An 18021-nucleotide genomic window follows, 5' to 3' on the forward strand; every position below is an offset into this window, starting at 1 on the left:
CCGGTCCCCCTCGCCGACCCACGGCCGAGCCCGCCGGCCGTGCGGTTCACGCGCGGAGGCGTCAGGGCAGCCGGACCTCGCCCTGGTTCAGTACACGGGGGTGGAAATACGCCGCCTGGATCTCGGCGTTGGTGTTGCTTCCGCGCAGATGCTCGGACCACATCATGAACCACGACCACTGGGTCTGACTGTTCAGCAGTGCGGAGGTCGGCATTTTACCCATTTCCGCAATGGCCATGGGCTTCGTCCCCGCAATGGTCCGCATCTGCTGGTAGTCGGCGGAGCTGGGATGGTTCTTGTACCAGACGTCCAGCGAGACGACGTCCGCGTACTGGTTGCCCGGATAGTAGGTGCTCCAGCCGCCGGCCGGATTGTCCTGCACGTTCCAGACCCAGATCAGATTGTCCAGACCCTTTGTCCCGGCGAGGTAGTCGCGGGTGATCTGGTACAGGCGCGCACTGCCGTTCGCTCCCGGGTGGTTTCCCCACCAGTTCCACGCTTCGTTCATTTCGTGCAGCGGCCGGAAGAGGACCGGAACGCCCGCGTTCTTCAGTTGCTGGAGGTACGGGACGACCTCGTCGAGGCGCCGCTTCCAGGCGTTGTTCAGGGCGCTTCCCTCGGTGAGGAGCTGGGAGAACTGCGCGTTCGTCAGGTTCGACTTCACGCCGCCCTCGAACGCGCAGGTGCTTCCGCCGGTCGGCGGGCAGACGTGCCAGGTGAGGCTGACCAGGGAGCCGTTCGCCCACTCGGTCTTCGCCTGGTCGATCACGCGCTGGCGGTTGGCCACGTCCGTGGCGGTGAACATCAGGTCGCCGCCCCACAACCCGGGGTACTGCCCCGTCACGTCCTTCACCTGCTGCGTGTACTGGCCGGGGGCGGAAGCGGGCTCCTTGTTGTGCTGACCGGAGACGATGCTGTTCCCGGTTATGGAGCGCAGATAGTTCAGTACGTTCTGTTTCGGGGTCGCGGGAAATGCCTGCGCGGAATTCGCCGCAGGCCAGACGAAGACTGCCGCGGCGACGGCCGCGGCAGTCACGGCAGAGGTGACGCAGTGCCGGATCGTTCTCATGGGCGTCCCAGCTCTCGTGGTCGAACGGAATCTGCTTCGCCCTCAAAGTGGCCGCCGCGCCGTCAGCCGTCAATGGACCGGTTCGCCTTCTGTGGCCCCTCCGGAATTCTTTTACTCAACTTTTCCTGAACCCCGCCGAGAAGCTGTTCGCTTATCCCTCTTAGGCGTTTTATGCGAGGCGATGCGACGCGATCCGCGAACGGGTGTCCGGTCAGGCGTAGTGGCGGTAGACGGCCTGGGCGACGCACGCCGGCTTGTCGCTGCCCTCGACCTCGACGGTGAACGTCAGCGGCATCTGCACGCCGTTGCCCTTGACCTCCTCCACCGCACCGACGGCGCCGTGGAGCCGGATCCTCGCGCCGACCGGTACGGGGCTGGGGAAACGGACCTTGTCCAGGCCGTAGTTGACGCTCATCGTGGTGCCGGTGATGGTGAGCAGCCGGCCGAAGAGCGGGATGATGAAGGAGAGGGTCAGGTAGCCGTGCGCGATCGGGCCGCCGAAGGGGCCGTCCTTGGCCTTCTCCGGGTCGGTGTGGATCCACTGGTGATCGTCGGTGGCGTCGGCGAAGGTGTTCACCCGGTCCTGGGTGATCTCGGTCCATTCGGTGCGGCCGAGGTCGGCTCCGCTGAGGGCCTTGAGTCCGTCGAGGCCGCTGGCGATCGTGGGCATGGGAAATCCTCTCAATGACATGACATGACATGACATGGCGTGGCGTGGCGTGGCAATGGCAGGGAAGCGGGGAGCGTTGCCTGTGCGGGCGTGCTGCGGACGGCGTGTCCGTCACGGGTGGTGGCGCTCGGCGGTCCCGGGTGCGTAGGTGGCGCGTACGGCCGGCTTGACGATTTTTCCTGTGGCCGTGCGGGGGAGTGATGCGGTCACGACGAGGGGCTTGGGGATCTTGTACCTGGCCAGGCGGCCGTGCAGGTGGCCGAGGATGTCGTCCTCCCCGGCGCGAGCGTCGGGCGTGAGGACGACGACGGCGCGGCCCACCTCGCCCCAGTGCGGGTCGGGCACGCCGATGACCGCGCATTCGGCGACGGCGGGGTGGGTGAGGAGTACGTCCTCCACCTCGGCCGGGTAGACGTTCTCCCCGCCCGAGACGAACATGTCCTTGACCCGGTCGACGATGTAGGCGTATCCGTCGTCGTCCGTGCGGGCGATGTCGCCGGTGCGCAGCCAGCGGCCGTCGGCGAAGGCGGCCTCGGTCTCTTCGGGCCGGCCCCAGTAGCCGCTCATCACGTGAGGGCCGTGGACCAGGATCTCGCCGCGCTGCCCGGGGCCGGCGTCGCTGCCGTCCGGCAGCACGACGCGGGTGTCGGTGAAGAAGTGCGGCACCCCGGCGGAGCCCGCCTTGGCCGCGGCCTGCTCCCGGTCCAGGAAGAGGACCCCGGGGGACGCTTCGGTCATGCCGTACCCCTGGCTGAAGGCCAGGCCGCGGGCGAGGTACGCGGCGATGGTGCGCGCGGGGACCGGGGCGCCGCCGCAGTTGAGGGTGCGCAGGCTGGACAGGTCCGTGGTCTCCCAGCGCGGGCGGGCGGCCATGGCGTCGAACATCGTGGGGACGCCGAACAGGTACGTCACCCCCAGGTCCTCGACGAGTCCCAGGACGCGCTCGGCGTCGAAGGCGCCGAGGAGGACCACCCGGCCGCCCTTGAGCAGGGTCGGCAGGCACGTCATGTTGAGAGCGGCGGTGTGGAACAGCGGCGCCACGACGAGGGTGACCTCGTCGCCGGAGAGGTCGGTGTCGACGAGGACGTTGACGCTGTTCCACGTGATGTTGGCATGGGAGAGGACGGCGCCCTTGGGACGGCCCGTGGTCCCGGAGGTGTACATGATCATGCACGGGTCCTCGGGCGCCACGGCCTCGTCCAGCGGGCCGGTCCCGGCGCCGACGAGCAGCTCCTCGTAGTCGAAGGCGTCTTCGACACCGAGCGGGTCGGGGGAGTCGTCGGGGCGGGGGAGCACGATGCGGTGCCGCAGCCCGCCTGGGCCGTCGCGGCACGGGCCACCTCGGACTGGTCGGGCGCGTGGACGAGGACGGTGCTGCCCGAGTCGGCCAGGTTGTACGCCAATTCCGGCGCCGCGAGGCGGGTGTTGAGCGGGACGAACACCGCCCCCAACGCTCCGGCGGCGAACAGGGTCTCCAAGAAAGCCGGGTGGTTGGGTCCGAGGTAGGCGATCCGGTCGCCCCGTGCCAGCCCCAGCCCGCGCAGGGCATGGGCGAGGCGCAGGACCCGCGCGTGCAGCTCGCGGTAGGTCCAGGCGCGGTCTTCGTGGACGACGGCGATGCGATCGGGGGTCTTTCGGGCCCGGCGGGCCGGCCAGGAGCCGATGCCTTGGTTCAACACGGCGTCTCCTTCAGTCGGTGGTCGGTCCCATGGGTCAGGTCGTGGTCAGACCGAGCAGGCGGGCGGTGTTCTCCTTGAGGATCTTCGGCCGGACCTCGGGCTTGATGTCGAGCTCCGCGAAGTCGGCGAGCCACCGGTCGGGGGTGATGACGGGATAGTCGGAGCCGAAGAGCACCTTGTCCTTGAGCAGGGTGTTGGCGTACCGGACGAGCTGCGGAGGGAAGTACTTCGGAGACCAGCCGGACAGGTCGATGTACACGTGCGGCTTGTGGGTGGCCACCGCCAGCGCCTCGTCCTGCCAGGGGAAGGACGGGTGGGCCAGGATGATCCGCAGGTCGGGGAAGTCGACGGCCACGTCGTCCACCAGCATCGGGTTCGAGTACTTCAGCCGGATGCCGCCGCCGCCCGGGACGCCGGCGCCGATGCCGGTCTGGCCGGTGTGGAAGAGCGCCGGCACGCCGAGCTCCTCGATCGCCTCGTACAGGGGGTAGGCGAGCGGGTCGTTCGGGGAGAACGCCTGGATGCTGGGGTGGAACTTGAAGCCGCGGACGCCGTACTCCTCGACCAGGCGCCGGGCCTCGCGCACGCCCGCCCGGCCCTTGTGCGGGTCGACGCTGGCGAAGGGGATCAGGGCGTCGGCGTGGGCGGCGCAGCTCTCGGCGATCTCCTCGTTGGAGATCCGCGGGTGGCCGGTGGCGTGTTCGGCGTCGACGGTGAAGACGACCGCGGCCATGTGGCGCTCGCGGTAGTGCCCGGCCATCTCCTCGATGGTCGGCTGCCGGTGTCCGTGGGCCTTGAAGTACTCTTCGGAGGCGCCGAACAGCTCGGAGCTCAGGGCTCCGTGGCCGTCCTTGGAGATCTCCGCGTGCGTGTGTACGTCGATGGCGGTGAGCCGGTCGAGGTCGAGTGTCAGGCCGCTCATGTCATGCCTCCGGGGCCTGCGGCGCGGGGATGCCGTACGTCTCCGGCTCGGCTCCGATGCCGCCCGCCCACTCGGTGGCGAGGGCGTCGGCGCTCCAGCCTCCGTCGGCGAAGGCGACCGCCTTCTCCTTGGGGTGCGCCCACAGGGCCAGCCGGTCGCCGCCGATGCCGATGGCCTGCCCGGTGACTCCGTCGGAGTCGTCCGAGGCAAGGAAGGTGATCAGGGCGGCGACGTCCTCGACGGTGCCGAGACCCTCGTCCTTGCGCAGCCAGTCCGGCAGCGGCTTGCCGGTGCGCTCGGACTCCTCGATGACCGGGGCGAAGGCCGGGATCGTCCGGGTCATCTCGGTCGCGGCGACGGGGACGACGGCATTGACGGTGATGCCGGCCCGGCCGAGTTCCATGGCCCAGGTGCGGGCCATGGCGACGATGCCGGCCTTCGCGGCGGCGTAGTTGGTCTGGCCGAAGTTGCCGCGCTGGCCGGCGGGGGAGGAGATCAGGACGAGGCGGCCTCCGGTGCCCTGCTCGCGCATGCGGACGGCGGCGGCTCGGGCGCACGTGAAGGTGCCGCGCAGGTGGACGCGGACGACGTCGTCGAAGTCGTCGTCGGTCATCTTCCACAGCACGCGGTCGCGCAGGATGCCGGCGTTGGTGACGAGCACGTCCAGACGCCCGAACTGCTCGACCGCCGTGTCCACGAGCTTCCGCGCCGACGCGCTGTCGCCCACCGCCGCGACGACACCGGTCGCCGTGCCGCCCTCGGACGTGATCGAGGCGACGGCGGCGTCGACGACGGCCTGGTCGACGTCGTTGACGACCACGGCGGCGCCGGCTGCAGCGAGGGCCTGTGCGTAGGCCAGTCCGAGACCGCGTCCGCTGCCGGTGACGACGGCGGCCTTGCCCTGAAGGTTCATGAGAGGTGCCTCTCGTACGGAGGAAAGGGGGATGTGCCGAAGCACCGGCCCGAGCCGGGATCGACAGGAATCCTGATGAACGTCAGTCTGGAGAATCAACAGGATTCCTGTCAATGCTCTAGGGTGAGGAGGCGCCGCCACCCCGGTGGCGCCGACCGCGGGGAGCTCTCGGCGTCACCCGCCCGAACCCCACCACGGGAGGACGAACGTGAGCACCTCGCTGCTCTATCTGCTCAAGAGGACGGAGCTGGCGGTGCGCGCCCGTCTGGAGGAGCTGCTCAAGCCCGCCGGGATCACGGCGTTGCAGTACACCGCCCTGACGGTGCTGGAGCGGCACGACGGCATCTCCGCCGCCCAACTCGCCCGCGACTCCTTCGTCACCGCCCAGTCGATGGCCGACATGGTCCGGGCGCTGGAGAGCCGCGGCCTGATCCGCCGCGAGCCCAACCCCGCCAACCGCCGCGAACGCCTCATCCTGCTCGCAGACCCGGGGCGGCGACTGCTCGCCGAGTACGCCGGGCCGGCCCGCGCGCTGGAGGAGCGTATGGTCGCCGACCTGAGCGCCGAGCAGGTCGGCGTACTCCGGGAGGCGCTGGTCGGTGCGTGGCGATCCCTGTCCTGAGCAGTGGTCGCGGCGGGCGCGTCACGGCCCGCGCGGTCGGTGCGCGGACCGTGAACGAGCCCTGGGGGCGCTCCCCTCAGGTGAGCGCGTACATGCGGATGATCACGGCGCTGTCGCCGTCCGGGCGGGCGAGGCCGACGAAGACCGTCTCCGCGAGCCAGCGGTGGGCGGGGGCGTCCGTACGGAAGACCGGCGAGGTGCGGTAGTAGTGCCCGGTTTCGGAGACCTGCAGCTCTCCGTCGAACTGGTCCGGAGCGTCGGCGGCGGGGTGGTAGTAGCCGCGGTTGACGATGTCGATCACGGCGCCGTCCTCCGCCTGGAGCAGATAGCGGGCTTCCAGCTCGCACACCTCCCCACGTGTGCTGCTCCAGTCGCCTCCGCCGGGAAGGACTGTCCCCCGCAGTCGGGGCCCGTCCACACTGCCTCCCGTGATGGGGGTGAACTCGGTGACCTCCCCGTCACCGTTGCCGATGTGCAGCGTGTCGGACACTTCGGCGCGGATCTCGAACGCGAAGTCGAGGGCGGGTGTGAAGGGCATGGCGGATCTCCGCTTCTGTGAGAAGGGGCGGTGTGCCCGCGCGGCCGGCGCGATCCGCCCGTCCTCGCCTCGGGGGCGGGGGCGGGCCGCCGCTCGCCCCGGAAGGCGGGCGGGCGGCGCACATCATGAGGCCGCAGGGCATCGCCGCTGGTCGGCGAGCCCTGGCGCGGAAGGTTCCCGGAAGACGGAAGCCCGGTCCGCGCGAGACGGTCACGTCTGGCTCTTGACGCCCTAGCTCACCAGATGCAAGCGTGACATGCAACAGCGTTATATGACGTTCGTTTACGACGGCTCGTCGGCGTGTCTCATTCCCCCCCATGTCATTCCCCCATGTCGAGCGTCCCCTCCTTCTCCCTCCCCTCGGCAAGGAGCATCAGCTATGGCTGCGAAGAAATCGGTGCTGACGGTGCTCACGAGCGTGGGACTGCTGGCCGCCACGGCCTGCACCAGCCCGTCGAACGGAAACAGCGCCACCCCCAGGCCGGCGGATCTGTCCACCACCACGGCCCCCGGCACCTCCGAGGTGGACCGGATCACCTGGGCCCTGCCCTACGGCGAGCCGACGACCCTGGACCCCGCGAAGATCGGCGACTACTCGCCCCAGACCGTCGAAGCCAACCTCTGCGACACCCTGACCCGGATGAACGCCGACTTCTCCCTGAGCCCCGGCCTCGCCCGAAAGGTCACCTGGACCGACAATCGGACGCTGGTACTCGACCTCCGCCCGGACGTCACGTTCTGGGACGGCTCGCCCATGACGCCCGACGACGTGATCCACAGCCTGCAGCGACAGCGAGACCCCAGGACGCAGGGCCTATACGGGAACCACCTGTCCGCCGTGACCTCCGTCAAGGCCACCGGCCCCCACCAGGTGACCCTGAGCACCAAGGGGTACGACCAGACACTCCCCAAGGCGCTGTCCACGTCGTTCGGCGCGGTCAATCAGAAGGCGTACACCGAAAAGGCCGGCTCCGCCTACGGCACCACCAGGGGCGGCCTGATGTGCACCGGTCCGTTCAAGCTGGGCTCCTGGAAGTCCGGCAGCGCCCTCACCCTCGTACGCAACGACGCCTACTGGGACCCCAAACTGAAGCCGAAAGCCAAGCAGGTCGAGTTCCGGTTCATCACCAACAACAACACACTGACCAGCGCCCTTCTGTCCGGTGAGGTGGACGGCACCTACGAACTGCCGCCCAGCAGCGCCACCGCGCTCGGCAAGGCCGGCAACGGCGCGGTGCACCTCGGCCCGTCGACCCAGAACGTGCTCCTGATCCCCGCCCACGGCGAGACGCCCGCGGCCGACCGCAGGCTTCTGGACGCCCTGTCCCTGGTCGTCGACCGTGACGCCCTGATCGAGAACGTCTTCGGCGGTGCCGCCACCACCCTGAAGTCCCTCGTCCCACCGCTGACCTGGCAGGGGGACAAGGCCGCCGCCCAGTACGACGCCGCCTACGCCGCGCTGCCCGACGTCCCCGAGCCGGACGCGGAGAAGGCGCGGAAGCTGGTCGCGCAGGCCCGCGCGGTCTCCCGCCCCCTCGTGGCCGCCATCCCCGCGGGCGACCAGCGCGGACTGCAGGCGCTGACCTTCATCCAGGCCGCGGCCGGGAAGATCGGCGTCGACATCGAGATCAAGCAGCTCCAGCCCACCGAGATGTCCTCGCTCTTCTACGACCCCTCCGTCCGCAAGGGCCTCGACCTCATCCTCACCTTCGGCTACGTCACGATGCCCGACCCGTCCTCCTACGTAGCCGAGAGCGTCACCCCCCGTGGCATCTTCAACTGGACGGGCTACGACAACCCCGAGGTCAGCCGGCTGCTCGACCAGGCCCGCGCCTCCTCCCACCCCGCGGCTTCGGCCACGGCGTACGCCGAGGCCCAGGCCCTCTTCACCCCCACCACCCCGGCGGTGTTCCTGGCCACCACGCACGAGCGGATGTTCATGAACAAGCGGATCAGCGGCGCGCCGACCTCCTTCGCGTACATGGGCATGCCGTGGGCCGCCTACCTCGGCGGCACCGACAAGTGACCGCCACCCCTTCGAATCAGGAGACGACGATGACCGACACCACCGGCGACAGGCCGTTGTGGGACCACTCGGCCGCCGAACTGGCCGCCGGTATCCGCGCGAAGGCGTTCTCGGCGACCGAGGTCGCCGAGGCGTTCCTCGCCCGCGTCGAGGAGACCAACCCGGCGCTCAACGCCCTCGTGGACATCAGGCCGGAGGACACCCTGGCCCAGGCCGCCGCCGCCGACGCGGCGGTCGCGGCCGGTGGAGACCTGCCCCCGCTGCTCGGCGTCCCGGTCTCCACCAAGATCAACACCTCGCAGCGCGGATACGCCACGTCGCACGGCGTCCCCGCCTGGGCCGACGCGGTCGCCCAGGACGACGCGGTCTGTATCGCCGGCCTCCGCGACGCGGGCGCGACCCTGCTGGGCCGCAGCAACAGCCCGGCCTTCTCCGTGCGCTGGTTCACTGGCAACGACCTGCACGGAAAGACCCTCAACCCGTGGACCCCCGGCCACACTCCGGGCGGCTCCTCCGGCGGCGCCGCCGCGTCGGTCGCCGCCGGCATGACGCCCATCGCACAGGGCAACGACATCGGCGGGTCCGTCCGCTTCCCCGCCTACTGCTGCGGCGCCGTCGGCCTGCGCCCCACCATGGGGCTCGTCTCCGGGGTGGAGCCGCGCGGCGCCGAGGAGTTCGACAGCCCGCTGTCCTTCCAGACCATGGCGGTCCACGGCACGCTGGGCTGGACCGTCGACGACGTCCGGCTCGGTCTGCACGCCATGGTCAGCCCCGACCTGACCGACCCCGTGGGCCTCCCTGTGCGCCCGCCGCTGGGCGAGCCCCGCCGGGTCAAGGTCGCGGTCGTCCGCGACGCCGGAGGTGTGAAGCCGCATCCCGGCGTCGACGCCGCCGTCGACGACGCGGCCCGCTGGCTCAGCGACGCCGGCCACGAGGTCGAGGAGGTCGACCTTCCCCTCCTCGGCGAGGCCGCCCGGCTGTGGTCGCTCCTGCTCTACCAGGAGCTGAAGACGATGATGTCCGAGATCGAGATGTTCGGCGACGACACCGTACGCGTCTCGCTCGCCGCCTCGTTCGCCGCCGCCGCCGAGACCTGGGGCGAGCAGCCCACCCTCACCGACTACATCCGGGGCTACGCCCGCCGCGGCACCCTCATCAGCCGCCTCCAGCAGTTCCTGGGCCACGACCGGATCGTCCTGACACCCGTCTGCGCCGAACCGCCGTTCGAGCAGGACGCCGACCTCGCAGGCGACGCCCGCGTGAGCGAACTGCTGGCCGCGCAGTGGCCGATGCAGGCGGTCCCTGTTCTCGGCTTCCCGGCCGTCTCCGTGCCCACCGGCCTGCGCGACGGACTGCCGTCCGGCGTGCAGCTGATCGGCGGACGCTTCCAGGAGGACCTGCTGCTCCACGTGGCCACGGCGATCGAGACCCGGGCCACGCGCACCCGGCCGACCCTCTCCTGGGCACAGACCGGCTGATCGCCCGCTCCCTCAGCCTCTCGACGGCGTGCCCCGGCGGTCCCACCCGACCGCTGGGGCGCGCCGTCGGTCTTCCCTCCGGCGGATCGTGGCGGCCTCGCCCGGAATCCGTTCGCCCTGTCGTCTCTCGCGGGGGCACAATCACCCGATGCACCTTCCCCCGCTGCTGGCGGCTGTCGAGCGCGGCGACGACGTCGCGGTGTTCGAGCTCCTGGACGACGTAACCGCGGACGAACTCGCCGGTGATGACGCCGTGACCTTGCTCGCTGCCGCCGCGAAGGCTGGACGCCACGAGGTCGTCGACTGGCTGGTCGTCTGGGACGTCGACGTGACCCGTCCCTGGGACGGCGGTGTCGACCCTGTGACGTGGGCAGCCGAGCGAGGCATGTACGGGGTCCTGCAGGCTCTGCTGTCGCGCGACCGAGACCCGTCGAGCGCCGACAGCCCGCATCGCCGCGCACTTCGCACGGCGCAGGACGCGATGGCCTCCGAGGCCGGCATCAGGAGCGATCCGCCTCCCGCTCATCGGGCGATCATCACCGATCTGGAGGCTGCGCTCGGCATCCGCCGCTCGCCGGACGAACTGATGGCTCGCGCCTTGGTCCACGCCGACCCCCACCACGACGACTGGTTCGCCTCGCTCCTCCGGTTGGGATTGCGGGAGGACCAGGAGACGTTCGACTGGGCACGCGACGTCGCAACCGACACCTCTTCTCTCAGCCGCAGGCGCTTCGGGCTCGATACGGTGAATTTCCTGGGGTTCGGCATCGGTTCCGTCATGGACGACGAGATGCCGTTCGCTCGTGAGGCGGCCGAGTTCCTGCGCCCGCTGCTGGACAGCGAGCAGGATCCCTACGCCCTCGCCACCATCATTGACGCCTTCGCCTCCTACTGCTCCACCGGGGCGGCGCCGGCGATCCTGGTCCACGCCGACCACGCCGACCCGGATGTCCGCCGAAGGGTCGCCGCGAATCTCTTCGTCGGCACGGGCGAGCACCACGACGCCGTCGCGGCCCTCATGCGCCTGGCCGCAGATCCCATCCCCGCGATCAGGGCGAGCGCGCTCTACAGCTTCAACGCCTTCAGGCGGTTCCAGCCTCCAATCGACACCCCGGAGCTGCGCGCCGTCATGGCGGCGCACCTGACGGACCCTCACCTCGACGTCAGGATCGAGGCCGCCGCCGGGCTCGCCTTGCGCGGCGACGAACGTGGCCTGGCGGTCCTCGACGTGATCCGCTCCGGCGTCACGAGCCGCCACAGCCCGGGCGCGGGGCGCCTCGACGACATCCGCCACATGTTGGAAGTCCGCAACCAAAAGCAGACCCCAGCCCAGGTGTAAGCAAGCTCCGGCAGATGCACACCTAGGAGGCTGTCCCGGCGGACCACACGACCGCCTCGCGGAGTCCACGGTGACGGCCTACGAGACGGCGAGGCCCCGCACAGCGTGTGCTGTGCGGGGCCTCGCCGTCTGCGCCTCGCCCTTCGGCGGCCATGCCCGTAGGACCGCTGGCAGTGTGCTTCGTCGGCACGCAGCTTGTCGGGGCCGGCACGCCGTAGGAAGACGTCTGTCCCGCCCCCTCGCCGGGACAGACGTCTTCCCGTGTGGGCCGCGTGGCGTCCCGGACGTCAGGCGGCGGCTCCGTCCGCCCTCCTTCGCGGCGTCCAGCCCGGCTTCGGGATGGAGGCGATGAGGCGCTGGGTGTAGAGGTCCTGGGGGTCGCCGAGGACCCCTGCGGCGGGGCCGTGTTCGACGATCCTTCCGGCCCGCATCACCAGGACGTCGTCGCTGATGTGCCGGACGGCGCCCAGGTCGTGCGTGATGAACAGCAGGGCGGTACCGGTGTCCGCCCGGATACGGGCGAGCAGGGTCAGGATCTGTGCCTGGATGGACACGTCCAGGGCGGCGATGGCCTCGTCCAGGATCAGTACCCGGGGCTCGGCGGCCAGGGCGCGGGCGATGGCGACGCGCTGGCGCTGTCCGCCCGAGAGGGCCTTCGGCAGTGAACGTGCCTGCCGGTCGTCCAGGCCCACCATGTCGAGCAGTTCGGCCACGCGGTCTCGGAGCCGGTCCGCGGGCAGGTGCCGGTGCAGGGCGACCGCCTCGGCGACGGCGTCCCCGACGCGCTGTCGCCGGTCGAGGGACGAGTAGGGATCCTGGAACACCATCTGGATCTGCCGGCCGCGCGCACGGCGCTCGCCTGCCCGCGGCCGCCCGGGCCGGCGCTCGTCACCGGCGACGACGACGCGTCCGCCGGTCGGTGACTCGAGCCCGGCGATCATGCGGGCGGTCGTCGTCTTGCCCGAGCCCGACTCGCCGACGATCGCCAGTGACCCGTGCTCCGGGAGCGAGAACGTCACGTCTTCCACCGCGACGAAGTCACCGAACTCCTTGCGCAATGCGCGTACCTCAAGCATCACTTCCGGCCTCCTCGGGCGAGAGCGTGTGGGGGAAGTGGCAGGCCGCTGTGGCGTCACCGGCGGGGGTCGGCCGCGGCCGGTCACCGCGGCACAGGTCCTGGACCCGGGGACATCGGTCGCCGAAGGCGCATCCGCCGGGCGCTTCGAAGCCGGACAGGGGCCGGCCGGGGATCGAGCGCAGTTCCGCGGCGGGGTCGGAGACCGAGGGGCGGGAGGCGAGCAGGGCGCGCGTGTACGGGTGGGCGGCGCGCCCGCGCAGCCGGTCGGCGGGCAGCTCCTCCACGGTCGTGCCCGCGTACATCACCACGACCCGGTCGCACACGGCTGCCGCGAGCTCCAGATCGTGCGTGATGAACAGCATGGCGAGCCCGCGGGCTTCACGGGCCTCGCCGATGATCGCCATGACCTCTTCCTGGGTGGTCACGTCGAGGGCGGTGGTCGGCTCGTCGGCGAGGAGCAGGCGGGGTTCGGCGGCCAGCGCGGCGGCGATCATGACGCGCTGGAGCAGGCCGCCGGACAGCTCGTGGGGCCGTTGGCGCATGCGCCGGTCGGCATCGGTGATGCCGACCTCGCGCAGGATCCCGGTGACCTTCCTGGCCGCTTCGGCGGCCGGGACACGGCGTGTGGTGGTCAGTCCCTCGATCAGGAAGTCGCCGACGCCGCGGGCCGGGTTGATGTGGGCGCGGGGGTCCTGGAACACCATGGCGACCTCCCGCGCGCGGAAGGTGCGCAGGCGCTCGGGCGTCATCCGCGGGACGGACTCCCCGTCGAAGAGGATGTCCCCGTGGATCCGGGCGTTCTCCGGCAGGAGGCCCATCACGGAGCGGGCCGTCAGGGACTTGCCGGATCCGGATTCGCCGACCAGGGCGACGGCCGTGCCCTCGGGGAGGGTGACGTCGGCGCGGTGGACGACGGTGCGCGGTGCTCCGTCCAGGGGCAGATCGATACCGAGCGCGTCGATCCGGAGCAGCGGTGTGGCACTCATGCGTTCTCTCCGAGCAGACGTCGGGACAGGCCCGTCCCCAGCAGGTTGAACGCGACCACGACGACCAGGATGGCGATGCCCGCGTACAGCGACTGCTGCGGTTGGCCGGCGAGGATGGAGGGGGCGCCGTTGGCGACCATCAGTCCCCACTCGGGGTCCGGCGGCTGACTGCCCAGACCGAGGAAGGAGATCGCCGCCACGTCGAGCAGGGCGTAACCGAATCCGATGGTGGCCTGGACGAGGACCAGCGGCAGCAGGTTCGGCAGGAGGTGCCGTAGCCAGATGCGGGCGGTGGGCGCGCCGAGGAGCTGGAGAGCCGAGACGTAGGGCAGGTTGCGCTCCTTGATCGCGGCGGATCTCACGACGCGCGTGATCAGGGGGAGATAGGCGATCGACAGGGCGACGATCGGTGCGGTGAGCCCGGCGCCGAAGACCGCGGCGACGAGGACGGCCATGATGAGCCCGGGGAAGCCGAAGACGATGTCCAGGGCGCCCGAGACGAACCGGTCGAGCCGGCCGCCGAACCAGGCCGCCGCCAGCGCGAGGAGGGTGCCCAGCGTGGTGGAGACGGCGATGACGACGGCGGGGGCGGCAAGGCTGGCACGGGCTCCGGCGATCAGCCGGGACAGCAGGTCGCGTCCGGTGTCGTCCGTTCCCAGGAGGTGAGTGGGGGACGGTCCGGCGTTGACGTTCAGGGGGTCGACGGCGTTCGGGTCGTGCGGGGCCAGCAGCGGTCCGAGCACGGCCAGCAGGACGAAGAGGGCGACGACACATCCCGCGCCGAACGTCAGGTGGTCGCGGGGGTGTCCGGCCCGCCGCCAGGGCGCGACGCGCGTGGACAGGGCGGTGGTCATCGGACCCCCTTCTGTGCGGTCCGTGGGTCGAGGGCGGCGCTGACCAGGTCGACGGTGGTGTTGATGACGACGAAGACGACCACGAAGATCAACGACACGGCCTGCACGACGGCCATGTCCTGCTTGGACGCGGCCTCGATCATGAGGGCTCCGAGCCCTCCGGTGCCGAAGGCCTGCTCGGCGACGGCCGCGGTGGCGATGAGTCCGGCGATGCCGACGCCGGAGACGGCGAAGACGGGGCCGGAGGCGTTGTGCAGGATGTGCCGTCGGATCACCGTGCGCTCGGGGACACCACGGCTGCGGGCGGTCTCCACGTGCTCGGAGCGCATCTCCGCGCGGACGGCGGTCCGGGTGACCTGAGCGACGTACCCGATCCAGGTCATCGCCAGCGCGACGGCGGGCAGTGTCAGGTGTGTCAGCGTCCCGGTGAAGCCCTCGCCGGAGCCGTAGACGGGGAACCACGGCAGCTGGACGGCGAAGAGCCAGATGAGCAGGACCGCCATGATGAAGGTCGGTACGGCCATCGCGCCCGCCGTCAGGGTCGTGGTCAGCGTCTCCGTGCGTCCGCCGCGCAGGGCGGCGACGGTGCCGATGACGGTGCCGGCGATGAGGACGAGGACGGAGGCGTAGGCGACGAGTGCGAAGGTGTCGCCGGCGCGCGCGCCGATGAGGCCGGCCACGGAGTCGCGGTAGACGAGGGACGTGCCGAAGTCGCCCCGCAGGCAGTTGCTCAGCCAGTGCCAGTAGCCCTGGACGAACGGATCGTCCAGGTGGTACTCGCGATGGATCTGCGCCAGCACGGCGGGGTCGGGGTCCCGGCTGCCGCCGACGAGCAGCGTGGCGGGGTCCCCGGGCGTGAGGAACATCGCGCCGTAGATGGCCAGGCTGGAGACGAGCACGGTCACGACGAGCATGCCCAGCCGAGTGGCGACGAAGCGGACACTCATCTCGGACCGCCTCCTTCAGGGCGCTGTTCCCCAGCAGGGCGGCGCACTGCCGAACCGGTTGGCGGTGGCGTACGGGGGAGGTGTCGAAGAGGGAGCATGAGCCCTCCAGGTGCAGGGGCTATTCGCCGCTTTCGGGCAGGACGGTCAGACACAGGCGGGAGGGGTGGGCTGAGCCGGTGCGGAGCTTCTGCCGGCTCCCCTGGGGAGCGGTCGTCCGCCATGGACACTCCAGGGAACCGGAGTTGGGCAGGTGGTTCGGAAAGTCGCTGCCGGCGATCATCAGCGCGAGACGGTGGCCCGGACGCACCCGGTAGCCGGTGTGCCCCAGGGCGATCTCCGCCTCGCCCGGCCCGTCGGCCTGGGCGCATCCCCGCACGATCAGGCGCGCCGTGCCGTCCGGTGCCAGGTCGAGGAGACGGACGAGGATGTCGAAGGTGGGCGCCGTGCTCTCCACGTGCAGCACCGCGTGGACGGGACCTGCGAGGTCGAGCGGCCGGTCGGCGGCGGGGCCGGTGAAGACGAGGACGTCGTCGCGGTCGAGTGTGCGGCGCTCGTCGGCGTGGTCGCGCAGCTGCAGGAAGGTGTCGGTCGCGGCGGACGGCACGAGATCGTCCGGGTCGTACCGCCACTCCGCCGCTTCCGGTGTCCCGGCCGGGCGCGGGGTCAGCAGTCCGCCGGGGACCGTGCCGTTCGCCGCGCCGGGAGCAGCCAAGTACAGCTCGGTGGAGGCGGCTTCGGGCAGCGGCCAGGTGGCCGCGGTGCGCCAGCCGGCGTGGCCGAGCTTCCAGCGCACCCGGGGCAGCGAGTCGGGCCGGGCGATGCCTTTCAGGAAGACGTCGAAGAACTCGATCGCGGGGCCGGTGTAGGAGTCCAGCATGCGAGCGAGGGCTTTCTCGCCGGCCAGGTGGTCGGTCTCGGGCGTCGCCGGGGCGTCCTCCAGGAAGTAGTTCTCGTGGTCGATGGTGTCGGCGATCAGGTACTGGACGGCCGCCCAGCCGGGACGCTTGGCCAGCTCCGTGTAGTCGCGCATGTGGGCGATGCCGAGGTTGTCGAACCAGCCCACGCAGTGCAGCACCGGTACCGGGCGGGCGTCGTAGGGGTGCGGACCGTTGTACGGGGAGAGGGGGATGCCGCCGACGACGAGGTCGAACCCGGCCGAGCGCTTCCCGATCGCGGCGAACGCCTCCTCGTAGGCGGCGATGACCGGGCGCCGGGTGAGGTCGACGTCGAACTCGTAGCTGTCGCGGTCCGTCCACACCTGCGCCTGGTAGGTGGCCCCCTCCAGCCACAGGGGCTGGCGGCCGGAGCCGGAGTCGTAGGTGGCGATGCCGGGCGCGTTCGAGGTGGAGGTCACGCGGGGCACGATGGCGCGCAGGGCGGGGTGCTGGCTGGAGACCGCCGACCACTGGGTGAATCCGTAGTACGAGTCGCCGAACATGCCCACGATCCCGTCGGACCAGGACTGACGGGTGATCCACTCGATGGTGTCGTAGCCGTCGTCGACCTCTCCCGTCCAGCCGAGCGTCCGCCCCTCCGAGCGGAACTTGCCCCGTACGTCCTGGACCACCACGACGTAGCCGCGTGCCGTGAACCTCTCCGCGATCTTGTCGAAGAACGCGTACCGGCTGTTCTTGTCGTAGGGCAGGCGGGTCAGGACGGTCGGCGCGGGTGCCGCTTCCGGGTCGGCGCCGTACACGTCGGTGGCCAGCCGCACGCCGTCGCGCATGCGCACGTGGTGCTGCCGCGCGTGGGGAGGGACGGGCTCCGGTGTGACGCGGTGGACGGCAAGGTTCATGAAGTCCCTCCAGGGAGCCAACCTTTGAAAAACAACGTGATATAACAGCGTTGCATCTAGAGGCGTTCAACGTCAACCCCCTCTGAGCTAGGTTGCTCTCATGCCGATCGACGTCGACGAAGTCCAGCGCCGCAAGGCAATCGCCGAGGCGACCCTCGCTGTCGCCGCCCGGGACGGCGCGCGCGCCATCACCATCCGGGCCGTGGCCAAGGAGCTCGGCGGATCCACCGCGATGGTCACGAACTACGTCCGCACGCGGATGGCTCTCATCACCAACGCCGTGCGCGCGGCGGAGTCCCGGTGGCGCGCGGACCTGGAAGCCCACCTGGGCGACCGGAGCGGCGCGGACCGACTGCGCGCCACGGTGGAATGGCACCTCAGCACGGAGCCCGAGGACCTGCTGCTCCGCACCCTCTGGGTCGAGATGCTCTCGACGGCGGACGTCGACCCCGACGGCGTCGACCGCCGCGAGCCACGCGAATCACGCGCCGAGTTCCTCGACGCCTCCGCCGCCGCCGGGGTCCAGGACGCCGACCTCGCGGCCGACGTCCTCTCCCTCCTGACCCGCGGCTACTACGTCTCCACGATGGAGGAGCCGGCCTACTGGACAGCGGAGCGGACGAGCCGCGTCGCGAGGGCGGTCGTGGACGCGCTGATCGGCGACTGACGGTCCCCTGGACGACCAGGAGGACGGAGCGAGCCGTCCCCCCGGGCGGCGTCGGCCTCACCCCGACTGCCCGGTCCCGCGCCCCGACCGCGCACGCGGCCGCGGCGATGCCTTGTGAGGCGCCAGGCGCTCGATTCTCGGTATCGACGTCGAGGGTCACCGGGAGCGGGGCCGGCCCGGGGGAGGCGTACGTCGCACGACGGGGGCCTGTCCATCGTGATCACGGCCGGGCAGCGGGGTGAGAGGCCGACCAGGCCGGCAACCGCAAGAAGCGGAGTTCGAACGGCGGCCGGCCGCCGAAGTTCGACCCATAGGGCCACGAGGCTCGGCACGCGGTCGAGTGCGGCATCAAGTGCCTCAGGAGGCACCGGGCCGGCCACGAGGTGCGAGGTACGAGGTATGACAAGCCCGCGGTCCGCTACGAGGCGACCGTCCTCG

General features: G+C 70.9%; 17 protein-coding genes. 5 read left to right on the forward strand and 12 right to left on the reverse strand.

Translation table 11 applies throughout. The features are described 5' to 3' along the window. Positions 1 to 61: 61 nt before the first annotated feature. The 6 genes from ACZ68P_RS33015 to ACZ68P_RS33040 form a co-directional block, all read right to left on the reverse strand. The gene (locus tag ACZ68P_RS33015) at positions 62 to 1069 is read right to left on the reverse strand and encodes a glycosyl hydrolase (protein WP_471012693.1); all 1008 of its coding nucleotides are present in this window, start codon (positions 1067 to 1069) and stop codon (positions 62 to 64) included. A gap of 211 nt (positions 1070 to 1280) precedes the next feature. Next, positions 1281 to 1739 (reverse strand): MaoC family dehydratase, encoded by a 459-nt coding sequence (locus ACZ68P_RS33020; protein WP_471012695.1) that lies wholly within the window; start codon positions 1737 to 1739, stop codon positions 1281 to 1283. Positions 1740 to 1850: 111 nt separating this feature from the next. Next, on the reverse strand, positions 1851 to 2909 hold the full coding sequence (locus tag ACZ68P_RS33025) for an AMP-binding protein (RefSeq protein WP_471012779.1): 1059 nt from the start codon (positions 2907 to 2909) through the stop codon (positions 1851 to 1853). After that, complete coding sequence (locus tag ACZ68P_RS33030; protein WP_471012697.1) at positions 2906 to 3418, reverse strand: AMP-binding protein; 513 nt, start codon at positions 3416 to 3418, stop codon at positions 2906 to 2908. The genes ACZ68P_RS33025 and ACZ68P_RS33030 overlap by 4 nt, the downstream gene beginning before the upstream one ends. 34 nt (positions 3419 to 3452) lie before the next feature. Beyond that, the gene (locus tag ACZ68P_RS33035; RefSeq protein WP_471012698.1) at positions 3453 to 4340 is read right to left on the reverse strand and encodes an amidohydrolase family protein; all 888 of its coding nucleotides are present in this window, start codon (positions 4338 to 4340) and stop codon (positions 3453 to 3455) included. 1 nt (position 4341) lies between these two features. After that, the gene (locus tag ACZ68P_RS33040) at positions 4342 to 5253 is read right to left on the reverse strand and encodes an SDR family oxidoreductase (RefSeq protein ID WP_471012701.1); all 912 of its coding nucleotides are present in this window, start codon (positions 5251 to 5253) and stop codon (positions 4342 to 4344) included. Positions 5254 to 5461: 208 nt separating this feature from the next. Here ACZ68P_RS33040 and ACZ68P_RS33045 point away from each other — a divergent pair, with 208 nt between their 5' ends. Beyond that, positions 5462 to 5875 (forward strand): MarR family winged helix-turn-helix transcriptional regulator, encoded by a 414-nt coding sequence (locus tag ACZ68P_RS33045; protein ID WP_471012703.1) that lies wholly within the window; start codon positions 5462 to 5464, stop codon positions 5873 to 5875. Positions 5876 to 5951: 76 nt separating this feature from the next. On the opposite strand, the gene ACZ68P_RS33050 is transcribed toward ACZ68P_RS33045, so the two are convergent. Continuing rightward, positions 5952 to 6413, reverse strand: coding sequence for a DUF3237 domain-containing protein (locus ACZ68P_RS33050; RefSeq protein ID WP_471012704.1), 462 nt, complete (start codon positions 6411 to 6413; stop codon positions 5952 to 5954). Positions 6414 to 6792: 379 nt separating this feature from the next. On the opposite strand from ACZ68P_RS33050, the gene ACZ68P_RS33055 reads away from it, so the two are divergent. From ACZ68P_RS33055 to ACZ68P_RS33065, 3 genes are all read left to right on the forward strand, one after another. Then, complete coding sequence (locus tag ACZ68P_RS33055) at positions 6793 to 8439, forward strand: ABC transporter substrate-binding protein (protein ID WP_471012706.1); 1647 nt, start codon at positions 6793 to 6795, stop codon at positions 8437 to 8439. Between the two features lie 29 nt (positions 8440 to 8468). Next, the gene (locus ACZ68P_RS33060; protein ID WP_471012707.1) at positions 8469 to 9917 is read left to right on the forward strand and encodes an amidase; all 1449 of its coding nucleotides are present in this window, start codon (positions 8469 to 8471) and stop codon (positions 9915 to 9917) included. Between the two features lie 148 nt (positions 9918 to 10065). Then, positions 10066 to 11256 (forward strand): hypothetical protein, encoded by a 1191-nt coding sequence (locus tag ACZ68P_RS33065; RefSeq protein ID WP_471012709.1) that lies wholly within the window; start codon positions 10066 to 10068, stop codon positions 11254 to 11256. A 287-nt stretch (positions 11257 to 11543) separates the two neighbouring features. Here ACZ68P_RS33065 and ACZ68P_RS33070 read toward each other — a convergent pair whose 3' ends face one another. The 5 genes from ACZ68P_RS33070 to ACZ68P_RS33090 form a co-directional block, all read right to left on the reverse strand. Further along, complete coding sequence (locus ACZ68P_RS33070) at positions 11544 to 12332, reverse strand: ABC transporter ATP-binding protein (protein WP_471012711.1); 789 nt, start codon at positions 12330 to 12332, stop codon at positions 11544 to 11546. Further along, positions 12325 to 13320, reverse strand: a complete 996-nt coding sequence (locus ACZ68P_RS33075; RefSeq protein ID WP_471012712.1) for an ABC transporter ATP-binding protein — start codon at positions 13318 to 13320, stop codon at positions 12325 to 12327. The genes ACZ68P_RS33070 and ACZ68P_RS33075 overlap by 8 nt, the downstream gene beginning before the upstream one ends. Then, a complete protein-coding gene (locus ACZ68P_RS33080; protein WP_471012714.1) occupies positions 13317 to 14174 on the reverse strand; it encodes an ABC transporter permease in 858 nt (285 codons plus the stop codon). Before ACZ68P_RS33080 ends, ACZ68P_RS33075 begins: the two co-directional genes overlap by 4 nt. Further along, positions 14171 to 15121: an ABC transporter permease gene (locus tag ACZ68P_RS33085; RefSeq protein ID WP_471012716.1), complete on the reverse strand. Its 951-nt coding sequence runs from the start codon at positions 15119 to 15121 to the stop codon at positions 14171 to 14173. Before ACZ68P_RS33085 ends, ACZ68P_RS33080 begins: the two co-directional genes overlap by 4 nt. Before the next feature lie 118 nt (positions 15122 to 15239). Then, complete coding sequence (locus tag ACZ68P_RS33090) at positions 15240 to 16916, reverse strand: CocE/NonD family hydrolase (RefSeq protein WP_471012718.1); 1677 nt, start codon at positions 16914 to 16916, stop codon at positions 15240 to 15242. 100 nt (positions 16917 to 17016) lie between these two features. Between ACZ68P_RS33090 and ACZ68P_RS33095 the strand changes: the two genes are divergently transcribed. Next, on the forward strand, positions 17017 to 17583 hold the full coding sequence (locus ACZ68P_RS33095) for a TetR/AcrR family transcriptional regulator (protein ID WP_471012720.1): 567 nt from the start codon (positions 17017 to 17019) through the stop codon (positions 17581 to 17583). Positions 17584 to 18021: the final 438 nt, after the last annotated feature.

Source organism: Streptomyces sp. NPDC036822 (assembly GCF_055609145.1).